Source organism: Actinopolymorpha sp. B11F2 (assembly GCF_040195635.1).
In the GTDB taxonomy this organism is placed as follows: domain Bacteria; phylum Actinomycetota; class Actinomycetes; order Propionibacteriales; family Actinopolymorphaceae; genus Thermasporomyces.
This window is the reverse complement of sequence record NZ_JBEFTX010000015.1, coordinates 120,465-132,261: the sequence shown is the minus strand read 5'-3', so window position 1 is coordinate 132,261 and position 11,797 is coordinate 120,465. Positions and strand designations below refer to the sequence as shown.

General features: G+C 65.9%; 9 protein-coding genes and 1 pseudogene. 5 read left to right on the top strand and 5 right to left on the bottom strand.

The genetic code is table 11. From position 1 onward, the window contains the following. Positions 1-855: 855 nt before the first annotated feature. Positions 856-1,068 carry a DNA ligase-like domain-containing protein gene (locus tag ABN034_RS24845; RefSeq protein ID WP_349693445.1) on the bottom strand — a complete coding sequence of 71 codons (213 nt, stop codon included), beginning with the start codon at positions 1,066-1,068 and terminating at the stop codon, positions 856-858. Here ABN034_RS24845 and ABN034_RS24840 point away from each other — a divergent pair. After that, positions 1,007-1,214: pseudogene (locus ABN034_RS24840) on the top strand (IS1380 family transposase); the annotation flags it as partial. The gene ABN034_RS24845 and the pseudogene ABN034_RS24840 sit on opposite strands and share 62 nt — an antisense overlap. Before the next feature lie 452 nt (positions 1,215-1,666). Continuing rightward, on the top strand, positions 1,667-2,821 hold the full coding sequence (dgoD, locus tag ABN034_RS24835; RefSeq protein ID WP_349693385.1) for a galactonate dehydratase: 1,155 nt from the start codon (positions 1,667-1,669) through the stop codon (positions 2,819-2,821). Positions 2,822-4,064: 1,243 nt separating this feature from the next. Here dgoD and ABN034_RS24830 read toward each other — a convergent pair. The 4 genes from ABN034_RS24830 to ABN034_RS24815 form a co-directional block, all read right to left on the bottom strand. Beyond that, the gene (locus tag ABN034_RS24830) at positions 4,065-4,847 is read right to left on the bottom strand and encodes a glucose 1-dehydrogenase (RefSeq protein WP_349693384.1); all 783 of its coding nucleotides are present in this window, start codon (positions 4,845-4,847) and stop codon (positions 4,065-4,067) included. A gap of 33 nt (positions 4,848-4,880) precedes the next feature. Beyond that, positions 4,881-5,240, bottom strand: a complete 360-nt coding sequence (locus ABN034_RS24825) for a cyclophilin-like fold protein (RefSeq protein ID WP_349693383.1) — start codon at positions 5,238-5,240, stop codon at positions 4,881-4,883. A gap of 233 nt (positions 5,241-5,473) precedes the next feature. Then, on the bottom strand, positions 5,474-6,493 hold the full coding sequence (locus ABN034_RS24820; RefSeq protein ID WP_349693382.1) for a zinc-dependent alcohol dehydrogenase family protein: 1,020 nt from the start codon (positions 6,491-6,493) through the stop codon (positions 5,474-5,476). A gap of 183 nt (positions 6,494-6,676) precedes the next feature. Next, positions 6,677-7,582 (bottom strand): helix-turn-helix transcriptional regulator, encoded by a 906-nt coding sequence (locus ABN034_RS24815; RefSeq protein WP_349693381.1) that lies wholly within the window; start codon positions 7,580-7,582, stop codon positions 6,677-6,679. A 355-nt stretch (positions 7,583-7,937) separates the two neighbouring features. On the opposite strand from ABN034_RS24815, the gene ABN034_RS24810 reads away from it, so the two are divergent. From ABN034_RS24810 to ABN034_RS24800, 3 genes are all read left to right on the top strand, one after another. Continuing rightward, positions 7,938-8,276, top strand: a complete 339-nt coding sequence (locus tag ABN034_RS24810; protein ID WP_502879092.1) for a lipocalin-like domain-containing protein — start codon at positions 7,938-7,940, stop codon at positions 8,274-8,276. Between the two features lie 1,097 nt (positions 8,277-9,373). Further along, complete coding sequence (locus tag ABN034_RS24805; protein WP_349693380.1) at positions 9,374-10,183, top strand: phosphotransferase; 810 nt, start codon at positions 9,374-9,376, stop codon at positions 10,181-10,183. A gap of 272 nt (positions 10,184-10,455) precedes the next feature. Beyond that, the gene (locus tag ABN034_RS24800; RefSeq protein ID WP_349693379.1) at positions 10,456-11,364 is read left to right on the top strand and encodes a phosphotransferase family protein; all 909 of its coding nucleotides are present in this window, start codon (positions 10,456-10,458) and stop codon (positions 11,362-11,364) included. The last annotated feature ends 433 nt before the right edge of the window (positions 11,365-11,797 follow it).

The window sequence follows — 11,797 nt, the reverse complement described above, 5'->3', positions numbered from 1 at the left end:
CGATTTCCCACACTGACCTCGATGTGTGGCAGAGCAGGATGCGAACACGTACCGCCAAGAAGATCGCCGAGCAGGCCGGCGAACCTGACGGATCCGGGAAGCACTTCACGCTCCGGGCGCGGATGCGGCAGCCTGCGGTCCGGTTCTCGGCGTGAGGTTGGCCGCCTGAACCGTCCCGGTTTCCGGCGCGTCTTTCAGCTTGCGAACATCCGTTACGGAATCCTCTTCGAACGAACCACCGGAAGCTCTGGTTCGACCGTACTGACGCCACCCAAAAGGCTCGCCCCTGACTGCGGGTTGATGTCGATGTTTGGATGCCTCGGCTTCGGGCTCACGCAGCGTAATGGCCACGCTGGCATCGTCATGCGCCCGAAGGGCTGATTGCCTGCCGCCCGGAGAGCAAACAGCTAAGCGTGGCGGCGTATGCGCGGCGAAGATCGGACCTCACTGAGGTGCTCGCAGGTCAGACGGCACCTGGCGCCATTCTGTACAACCGCCGCTGCAAGCTACGTTGGTTCGAATCCAACACCTGCCACGATGCGAAAGCCCAGGTCACACCCGGTTTGGTTGGGAGCCATCCCGTCGGAGTGGGCAACGGTGGGCGGACCGTCGCCTTCTGGTCGTTGTTCGGTGTTTGCCCTGGTCAGGGAAGTGTCGCGTAGTGCGTCGCTGGTGCGGTTGGGATCGGGGTGGCGTATATGCGGCGAAGTTCGGAGTGCGTTGGGCAGGAGGCGGGTTCGTGCTCGGTCTCCAGTTCAAGATCTGGGACGCCGTGTGTCACTGGATGCCGCCTCGTGTGCCGGGCTTCCGCACGGCACCGCCTTTTCACCAAGACACGGTCGACAACCTGGGCCGTCAAAGGTCGGTGTCGCGGGCTGTCTCGAGGACGTCGAACAGCACAAGGTGACCCGGATGGGTCACGGCGAACTCGGCAGCGCATCGAGGTTGGGTGTACCGCTGCTGTAGGGCGGCGAAGTCCAGCGGCCGGTCCTGCCATCTCACGATTGCGAACGCCGGGTTGAAGGTCACCTCGCTGGTCGCGAACATGGCCGCTGCGGCGGACAGCATCGATGACATGGCGCTGCTGCGCCACGGTGGCATGGGCCGGGTCTTCGACGGCTGCTATGCGCCGTCGACGCTGGGCTCGTTCCTGCGGGCGTTCGCGTTCGGGCACGTGCGTCAGCTCGACGCGGTCGCCTCGCGGTTGCTGCGTGCGCTGTCGGCTGCGACGCCGCTGCTGGCCGGCGTCGACGATCAGGTACTGCTCGATATCGATGACACAGCCTTGGTCTATTGCACGGGGCGGACCAGGCGCGGAGTGGTGGGAGCCGTACCACGCGGAAGCGCGAATCGCCTCACGGCCGAGCAGCGGGCCCGGCCTGGATGTGTTGGAACAGCAGGAGCGGAGCTGGGACGAGGACGTCGAGTACCGCACGCTGTGCTGGCTACCCGACGACGGCGATCCGTCGAGGGCCGAGGCCTGGGCACGGGCCGCTGCGTCTGTCCCCGTTCGAGATCAGCTGGCGGGCAAACCGGGAACCGATGGGCTCCTCCGGCTGGAAGGGAACCGGCCACCTGCGGGGAGCGGGAGTAAGATGTGCGGCGCTTCGGAGGTTGTCGCTTTCGAGGCGCCCCCATTTTCACGAGAGAAGAGGGCCGTCGCAGCATGAAGATCACGCACGTCGAACAGTTCGCTCCGAAACACCGCACCCGGCTGATCCGCATCGGCACCGACGCGGGAATCGACGGATGGGCGGAGAGCACGCTGGAGGGCAAGCCGAAGTCGGTCCCGGCGGTCATCGACGAATATGCGCAGTACCTGATCGGCAAGGATCCTCTTCGTATCGAGCATCATTGGCAGCAGATCTACAGGTCGGCCTTCTTCAGGGGCGGCGCACACAACATGAGCGCTTTGGCAGCAGTCGATGCAGCGTTGTGGGACATCGCCGGCAAGCACTACGGGGTGCCCAGCTACAAGCTGATGGGCGGCGCCGTGCGGGACAGGATCAGGGTGTATGCGCACTGGGGCATCCGCGACCTGTCCGACGAGGGACTCGAGGCCTCTCGCAAGCGGCTCGACATGCTTCAGAAGAAGGGCTACACGGCGTACAAGGCCGGTCCAGCCGGCGTCTGGCGCGCCCACGAGCCGCCGTCGAGGATCGACCAGTTTGTCGAGGCGGCCTACAAGATGCGTGAGTGGGTCGGCCCGGACGTGGAGCTGTGCTTCGACTTCCACGCCAAGATGACGCCGGCGCTGGCGATCGAAGTGTGCAACGAGATCAAGGGCATGCGGCCGATGTTCGTCGAGGAGCCGGTGCCGCAGGAAAACACCGACGCGTTGAAGCTGGTCTCGGATCACGTCCCGTTCCCGATCGCCACGGGCGAGAGGCTTCTGAGCCGGTGGGAGTTCCGCGAGGTGATCGAGAAGCAGTGCGTCGCGCTGCTGCAACCGGATGTGGCGCACTGCGGCGGACCGAGCGAATTGAAGAAGATCGCCAACTACGCGGAGGTGTACTACCAGCACATCATGCCGCACTGCGCGATCGGCCCGCTTGCACTGGGCGCGTGCATGCTCGTCGATGCCGTCGTCCCGAACTTCCTGATCCAGGAGCAGGTCGACGCCGGGCTCGGCAACGGCCTGCTGAAGAAGGACTGGGAGGTGATCGACGGGCATATCCCCTTGTGGGAGACGCCCGGCCTTGGCGTGGACGTGGACGAGGCGGAGGCCACGAAGGAGTTCACGGGCGAGTCGTACGGGTACCACGCCGAGCTAGGCGGAGAGACGTATCACGAGAACGACGGCTCGGTAGCGGATTGGTAGGCGCGGTTGCCAATCCCACACACACTGTGGCGGGTTTACTCCCCTCTCCCAGCGGGAGAGCGGGTGCCCGCTTGCGTGGCGCGGAGAGGGAGACACTGCCGTTGGGATCGGCTCCACTGCGGGCGACCTCATATCGCCGCCTAAGGACACGTACTGCGGAACCATTGGATATGAGCTCGCACATGTGACCCTAAGGAAAAGAGCTGGCTGCAGCAGGCGATAGAGTCCGGGGGCATTCACCGCAAGTACGACGAGCGATGCAAAGGCCGTCTTGTCTCCGAGGCGCGCACGCGCGACCAACTCGACGTCAGTCCGTCCGTCACCTGTCCGGGAGGTGGCCACACCCTATAGTGCAGGTACGCTCATCACGGGTTAGCTTCCTCGCACCATTCTGCCGATCGGCAGACAAGCAGGATGAGCGCGGGTCTGCGGTCGTCGACTCAGGTGTCCAAACGGTCGCGATTCGAAAGTGCCCTTGCATCGATCACCGGACGCCGCCGATGCGAGGCGTGGTCCGCTGGGCCATGATCAGAACCCCTTGCAAGCGCCACGCCTCAAGGCCGCACGTCGTGGTGTCTCGTTATTAGCCGGTGCTCCTTGCGGAAGGCGTCAAGATATGCCTTCGTGATGCGATCCATCGTCCCCCAGTTCGTCTCCTTGAGACTACAGCCGGAAGTTCGTCTGCGATGGGTTTTGGGGCACACATGGCCCGAGCCACGAAGTTTGGTAAAGCGCGAGACGGCGCTGGCGAGGCGACGGCTACGGCTAGCAGTCGGTCCGAAAAGGACCGCAGTCGGCGGGGCGGTGTGACGCAGGCGCAATCGGTTACGCAGCGAGGGTCTGGGCCGCCTGGCGATAGCTCTACCACCGAGCTTATGCAACATGCCTTGCAGGTCGCGACTTCGCCGCCTTGGGTGTCAAGCGTTCGGCCGCAAGTGTGCACCTGCTGGACCGACTACCCGGCCACTAGTCGACCTGACGGCGGAGCGCTGATACAGAGCGCCGGAGCCACGTGGTGGGGTAATGACGGTGCCAACGCGGGTGAAGCCGAGGTGTTCGTAGTAGCGCTGGAGTTCGCGGTTGTGGCGGTGGACGTCGAGGCGGAGCCAACTGCGTCCGCCGCGCTCGGCCTGGTCGCCAGCCCAGACGACCGCCGGGCCACACGTGGACCCGACGACGCCACTCCAGCCGCCACTACGTGTGAAGGCGGCAGGCAGCGTCGGCTGCTGGCATGGATCCGCCGTCACTGAGCGGTGTAGCCGCCGTCGACGGGGAGAGCGATTCCGGTGACGAAGCTCGCTCCTGGGCTGCATAGCCAGAGGACGGCGGCTGCGATCTCGTCGGGCCGGCCGAGGCGCCCGATGGGCTGGTTCGCGATCGCCTCGTCGTGGTCGAGCTCGCCTTTGGCGATCATGTCGTCGACCATGGGGGTGGCGAAGGTGCCGGGACAGACGGCGTTGATGCGGATGCCGCGGGGCGCGTATTCGAGGGCTGCGCTCGTGGTTAGTCCGATGACCCCGTGCTTGGAGGCGTGGTAGGCAGCACGGCCGGGCAGGCCGACCAGGCCGCCGAGGGATGAGCAGTTGACGATCGCGCCGCTGCCCCGGGTGCGCATCGCGGCCAACTCGTGTTTCATGTACGCCCAGACGCCTCGTAGGTTGACGGCATTGACCCGATCGAAGACCTCGGCCGCCTCGTCGGCAGCGTCGGTGGGCGGTACCTGGATGCCGGCATTGTTGAATGCCATGTCGAGACGCCCGTAGGTGTCGACCGCGGTTCGGACGACGGCGGCGACACTGGCCTCGTCTACGACGTCACACGTCACGGGCAGGACGCGGTGACCGGCAGCGGTGAGGGCGTCGGCGTGCTGGGTCAGTGCGGCGGTGTTGATATCAGCCATCACTACGGCCGCGCCGGCGGCGGCGAAGGCTTGGCTGGTGGCCAGGCCCATGCCGGAGCTGGCGCCGGTGATCAGGGCGACCTGCCCGGCGAAGTCGTACGTCGGATTCACTGCGTCCTCCTGCAAGACGTGATTCTGCTGCTGGGATGGGCCGACGTGTCAGTTGTCGAAAGTTGCGACGGTGGCGGTGATCGGGCCGTCCATGTCCGCGATGCGCTCGGCCGCGTCATCGTGCATGTGGCCCAGGACGACGATGCCGTTGTAGTAGGACTGGTCGCCGTAGTAGAGGACTAGATCGTTGCCGGGGGCGTAGTAGCCGACGTCACCGACATCGGGGTCCGCACCGGCCGGCTGACCCTCCAGGGACAACGGGGAGGGCAGCGGCCCTGTCTTTTCCACCGAACCGTGGTCGGTCATCTCGACGGTGAGCGGCAGTTGCGCAGCCAAATCGCGCACGGCGGCGCTGTCGTCGAGGGTGGCTTGGAAGTGCTGATCACGAATGGTGATTTGAATTCTCATTGCGTCCTCCTGAGTGCGGCGCGTCGGCCGTGAGCTGGGCCTAGCTGTTTCGCGACCGCCTGATGGTCCGGTGGTGGTGGTCGCCGTGGGTTGACCGGTGTGACCTGGGTCGTCGGGGGTGGTGCTTGGTCCACAGGCAGCGAGGATTAGCGCGGCGCACAAGGTCAGCACGACCGTGGCGGTACGGCGGACGGCTTTCATTGGTTCTCTCCGCCAGGTCGAGGTCGGATCGGTCAGACGGTGAGAAGGACTTTGGTGGCGGTGCGCTGGTCCATGGCTTGGTAGCCCTCGGCTGCCCGCTCCAGCGGCAGCGTGAGGTCGAAGACCTTGCCGGGGTCGATCTTGCGGTCCCAGATGAGCTGGATGAGTTCGGGCAGGTACTGCCGCACCGGGGCCGGGCCGCCGTGGACGTGGACTCCGGCCATGAACAGCTCATCACCAGCAATGGTGACGTCGTGAGAGACGCCGACGAACCCGACGTGACCGCCCGGCCTGGTGGAGTGAATGGCCTGCATCATGGCTTCCTGGGTGCCAACGGCTTCGATGACCGAGTGGGCACCGAGGCCATCGGTGAAGTCCTTGACCCGGGCAACACCGGCGTCCCCACGTTCTTCGACGATCTCGGTGGCGCCGAACTCCCGGGCGAGGGCCTGTCTGTCGGCGTGGCGGCTGAAGGCGATGGTCCGCTCGGCGCCGAGCTGCTTGGCTGCAAGAATGCCGAGCAGCCCGACGGCGCCGTCGCCAACGACCGCCACCGTCTTGCCCGGGCCGGCCTCAGCGGCGACGGCGGCGAACCAGCCGGTGCCGAGCACGTCGGATGCCGCCATCAGCGACGGGATCAGGTCGGGGTCGGGCGTTCCGGGGGTGGCGACCAGGGTGCCGTCGGCTAGCGGGATGCGGGCTCGCTCGGACTGGGTGCCGATGGTGCCCATCAGGACGCGGTTCACGCAGTAGGCCTGGTAGCCGGCTCGGCAGATCTCGCAGGTGTTGTCGGAGGCCCAGAAGGAACCGACGACGAAATCGCCGACCTTGATGTTGCGCACCTGTGGACCTACTTCCTCGACGACGCCGACGTACTCGTGGCCCATCACCTGGTGGTCAACGGGCTCGGCGCCTCGGTAGGGCCACAGATCGCTGCCGCAGATGCAGGTCGCCGACAAGCGGATGATCGCGTCGGTCGGCTCGATGATCTTCGGGTCCTCGCGGTCTTCCACCTGCACGTCCCCGGGCTTGTGCATGACTACTTGGTGCATCGTGCGCTCCTCTTAGGCGTGACGTCGTAACCCCGTGATCGGGCTACTGGGGTTGGCTGGCACCGGTGAAGGGCCACGTCTCGAGTGAACGTGGCCGTTCGCCGCGGTGGAAGTCCCTGTCGATGGGTGTACCCACAGGGCACCCTTCGCGATGACCGCCAGCAGACCGGTCGGATGCCTCGACTACGGAGTGGCGCGAGCCTGCGGGGCGATAGCGGTCCAGGAGGCAAGGAGATCGAGGGCGCGGGCAGTGCATGAGGCGGGCTCGGCGACGTAGAGCGTGAGAGTCAGGCCAGGGTCGGAGATCAGGTCGACGCTTTCGTAGGCGAGTTCGAGGTCGCCGACGTCGCGGTGATGGAAGTGTTTGGTGCCGGCGCCGTGGTAGCGGACGTCGTGGCTGCTCCAGCGGCGGCGGAACTCCTCACTGCGGGTAGACAGTTCACCAACGAGGTCGTGGAGATCTTTGTCGTGGGGATCGCGGCCGGACTCGGTGCGCAAGATGGCGACGCAGGTGTCGGCGGCACCGTCCCAGTCGGGGTAGAAGTCGTGGGCGGCATCGAGGTCGAGGAAGGTAAACCGGGCGAAGTTGGGCCGTTCTACTGCACCACGGCCCCCATTGGGACCTGCGACCGTGGTGTCGTAAAGGGAGGCGTGCATGGCGCGGCCGAGGTGGTTGCAGGCGAGCAGATCCATGCGGCCGTTGCGGACGATCGCGGGCGCTGTGAACCTGTCGAGTACCCATTGCAGGCTCGGGCGTGGCGTCCAGCGCTTGCCGGCGCGGCGGCGGGGACGCATCCCGGCGCTGGTGCCGTCGGCGGCGTGGGCCAGGTGGAACAGGTGGGCGCGTTCGGCGTCGTCGAGTTGCAGGGCGCGGGCGATAGCGTCCAGGACGGAGGCGGATACGCCGCCGAGCGCGCCGCGTTCGAGCTTGGCGTAGTACTCGACGCTGACCCCGGCGAGCGCGGCGACCTCGGCGCGGCGTAGACCGGGCACCCGGCGGGTGCCGACGTCGGGCATACCTGCCTGCTGGGGTGTGATCTTGGCTCGCCGCGAGACTAGGAACTCACGGACCTCGGCACGGTTATCCACAGCACCGACCGTACGACGCGCCCCGGCCGGCTGGGATGCCCTATCAGTACGCCCCTCGACAGAGACTCCCTCATCGGTTCCGCGCGGCGTTGACTGTGACCGGTCGAGCCGCCGACGGATCCCGCTCGACCGCCGCTGCCGGCTACCAAGCCATTCGACACCCGACAAAGCGGATTTATCCCTCATCACTCAATACCGTGAAGAAGTAAAGGACCCGACCGTGACGACAAAGTCAAAGATCGCCTCGCTTGCACTAGGACTTGCACTACCGCTTGCCCTCCTGACTTCTGCACCATCGTTCGCCCAGCAGAGCATGGCTTCTCAGGGCACGGCTCCCCTCGTTGGCGCGTGGCGAATGACCTCATTGGAGGTCGGCACCGAAGGGAAGCTCGAACCTGTGCCGTACTCCGGCCAGATCGTCTTCACCAAGTCCGGCACCATGTCGGTTCAGGCCATGAACCCCGAGCCCGACGCTCCGGACACGCCGTACACGTTGAACGGCTACGAAGCCTTCTACGGGACCGTCTCTGTCGACCGATCCGCCGGCACGTTCGCCGTGACTGTCGAGTCGTCACTGGTGCGCGACCTGATCGGGCAGCGCCTGACCCGCGTCTTCGAAGTGTCAGGCGACACCCTGGTCCTCACGCCGCCAGATCCAGCAGAAGGCTGGCGAGCCACATACGAGCGCATCTGACCGGAACGGCGCCGCTCACCAGCGGGCGGCCGACCGGCGCTGCCCTTCCCGATCGCCTGCCCAGAAATGGTCAGGCAAACGCACGCACGAGCAGCCCAACCCGTCACTGTCCCGAATGCGCCCCGAGACGCTGCGTCGTGGAGACGTTCGTGCAGGTCAGGCGTGGTCTGACCGTATCCCTGTAAAACCGTCGGCTTCGCCTACACTGGTTCGAACCCAGTACCTGCCACACCAGCTAAAATGTGCCCTTGACCTGCGGAAACGTGGTCGAGGGCACCTTCTGTTGTGTCCGGTTGTGTTCGACTTGGTGCGGCTCTCTACGCTTGATCGTTCCCAATGCGTTCCCACGGGAACAGTGCCGGGTTGCATCGCCGGATGCGACGTAAGGTTCCCGCTCCGCACGCCGTGCGTAGAGGCGCGCCGACATCGAGGGCGTCACATGTCTGCAGCGTTGCCGCACCGACCACTTGTAGATCAAGGCGCCGCTGACGCGGCGCAACGCCGGGCCGCCCTGCGGGCGGCGCCGGGGCGCCGTCCTCGGGCGCCCCGGCGCACATCAGATGAACATCCGCTCCATCCAGCGGCAGATCACATTGCCTGCCTATCGGTCGCGGTTCATGACCCTAAGGTTGATGCCCTAACTGTCGACGGTTTCACCGAGCCCGTTTGCGCGGGCGGTCGCCTCGACGTCGCGATACAGACTGCGTCGGGTTTCCGGATCGCCGTCGCTCAGGATGCGTTAGACCCGGCCGAGCAGGTGTGCTGCGTCCCATCGTTCGTTGTCGAATGGGTGACGTTCAAGTTCCCAGCGCAGGTACTTGTTCGGCGGCCGTATCCGCTCGTGCATCGCGAAGATCACCCACAGCGCCAAGGCGATACTTCCACGGCGTCGAGGTGAGCCTCTAACGGGCGGCCGTCCCGCCAACTCTTCAGAGAGCGATAAAGAGAGTTCATATACGCGTCGAGAGCGGAGGAGAAGCTCGATAGGCTGCCGATGCTGGTGTGCCCACGCAACGTGGAATCGCCCCATCGGAAAGGGGGCTGTGCTCCAAGTCTTCCAATGTCGGTTGCGTCCTGCAAGTGGTCCGTGTACACCGTTGGATGCTCACCATTCTGCGACGGGAGCCGCCATGACTGAGCATCGGCTTGAGTTCAGGATCTCCGAGAATCCTTGGGCACCCACAGCTGCAGTGGTCGAGATCAACGAGCGCTGCGGGGTCGGACTGGAGCTCGTTGGCTTGGCCGAGCAAGAGGGAGGCGTGAGCAGTGCGGCGTTCGTTCGCTGGCCCGATGGCCGCGAGGGTGTGATCAGCAGGTCCAAGCTGCCGTTGGCCCGGATGCGTCAGACGGCTGAAGCGGTGAACCTTGCCAAGGCGGCTGGGCTGCCGGTTGCTCGACATGAGCTTGTCGTGGAGCTCTCCGACGGCCTTGTGGCCATTGTTCAGGAGCGCCTTCCCGGCAGGCACGCAACTCGGATCGACGCACGTGTGATTGACGCGGTGGTGGAGATGAATGAGCGGTTTGCACATCTGCTTGCGGACCGGCTCGACATACCGACGTCTGCCGCCTTTCCGACGCCGGATGGTGGCGGCGAGCGATGGGAGGAGACGCTCGGCCAGTACAGCGACCGCACGAGACGCGCACTCAAGCGGCTCTATGAGATCGATGGTGGTGAGCTCTACGCCATGACCGGCGAGGATCTCATCCACACCGACTATTCCCTGGGCAACCTGCTCTTCGACGAGCAAGGAGCGATCAGCGCATCGTGGACTGGAACTTCGGAGCAGATCGCGGCGACCGACGTTACGCGCTACTCGGGATGCGCGGCTACCTCGCCGGCGATGGGCGTTGGCACGAGGGACACCACGCGGCGTCCGATCGGCTCGAGGAGGTGCTCGCCACCATGATCGAACCGGCATTGCTACGAACCTACCTTGCGCACAGGGCGGTTCACGGCCTGCACGGATCGATCGAAAACTTCCCACACAGACCCGACCGCATCGAGCGAGATCTCCGCGCCGCAGAGAAGCAGCTTTCATAGGCCCTGCGCCCGGCCGCGCCGTAACGGCTGACGGCCATGGATGCCACGGCAGCCCTTGGCGACCACCGCCGAACTATCGCTGTACCTTCGGGCCACGCGTACCTCCTGACTGCCGGCGGATGGTGGCATCCTTGCCACGTGACGCGCGACCTGATGGCCAGCGATCACCCCGGGTGGGCGGCGGTGGTCGCCGAGACCGTGCCTGGTGCCTCGGTACGCGGGGTCTGCCGCATCGGTGGTGGCATGGCCGCCGAAACCTTCGCGATCGAGACCACCGACGGGTCAGTCGTCGTCAAGCGGTTCCGGCGTCGGCGTCACAATGCAGTTCGGTTCGAGTGGGAGCGGCTTCGCTTCGCGCAGCGGATCGACGCTCCGGTGCCGCGGCCGCTCGCCCTCGACACCGAGGGCCGCTGGCTCGACATGCCGGCACTTGCCATGACCCGCCTCCCTGGGTACCTGAACCTCCGTCCCCAAGACGTCGACGGGTGGCTCCAGCAACTCGCGTACGCACTCGTCGCCATCCACGCCACCGACACCACCGGCGCGGAGGGCCCGCTCCTGCGCCCGTCGTGGGTCCGGACCTGGCGGCCGCCCAAGCTACGGCAGCCGAGCCCGTTGACCGGCCGTACCGTCGCGGCGATCCAGCGCCACCTGCCCGGCGTGTCCTGGCAGCCGGTCCTGATCCACGGCGACTTCCACCCCGGCAACACCCTGTGGTCCCGTGGCCAGCTCACCGGCATCGCGGACTGGTGCGAGTCCCGGCTCGGCCCGGCCTCGTGCGAGCTCGCCACTTCTCGGGTGGACATGGCCCTCCTCCTCGGGCCCGCCGCCGCCGACCGGCTGACCCACCACTACGCCGCCATCGCTGGTGCGGAACCGGCCGACCTCCCAGTCTTCGACCTCATCTTGGGGCTCGACGCCCTCCGCAAAATGACACGGGTGCTCAGGGGCTACCGACAGCAAGGAGTCATCGTCAATCCGGAGCAGTTCACAGACCGCGCGACCGTCTTCCTACACCACGCGCTCGCCGAGCTGGGAGCATCCTGACCGGACGTTCGCTACGTCACACCGCTCCATTGTTTCTGGGCCCTCTGCGGCTCGATCCTGCGCGAAGACGCGCCATTTATCGCAGGAGACACCACCCGAAGCACGTCCGGTAGGGGAAGGTCAACCGTCGACACCATGGGGAGCACGACGGCGACCATGCGGGTGTCCGCAAGGGATCCACAATCGGACGCCTCCAAGTGGTGTTTGGTGCCCGGCGATCACGCGTCAGGGTCGCCTGACCGGGCACCGATTGGGGGAGGTGCGCAGGTCGGCGTTCGTGCGGGTAATGGTTGACACCGCGGTGTGGTCTCTATCAGGATTTGCCGTGGCGTTGACCCGACGCCGAGCCTGCGAGGACTTGCCCCAGCCGGTACCTCGGGATGGCGAAGGGGAATCTGCCCTCACGGTCGTTGCCGGTTCAGGCCTGTTCGAG

Excerpts from the sequence above, each read along its gene's own strand:
- ABN034_RS24845 (WP_349693445.1), bottom strand. The coding sequence starts at position 1,068 with ATGCTGTCCGCCGCAGCGGCCATGTTCGCGACCAGCGAGGTGACCTTC.
- dgoD (WP_349693385.1), top strand. The coding sequence starts at position 1,667 with ATGAAGATCACGCACGTCGAACAGTTCGCTCCGAAACACCGCACCCGG.
- ABN034_RS24825 (WP_349693383.1), bottom strand. The coding sequence starts at position 5,240 with ATGAGAATTCAAATCACCATTCGTGATCAGCACTTCCAAGCCACCCTC.
- ABN034_RS24820 (WP_349693382.1), bottom strand. The coding sequence starts at position 6,493 with ATGCACCAAGTAGTCATGCACAAGCCCGGGGACGTGCAGGTGGAAGAC.
- ABN034_RS24810 (WP_502879092.1), top strand. The coding sequence starts at position 7,938 with ATGACCTCATTGGAGGTCGGCACCGAAGGGAAGCTCGAACCTGTGCCG.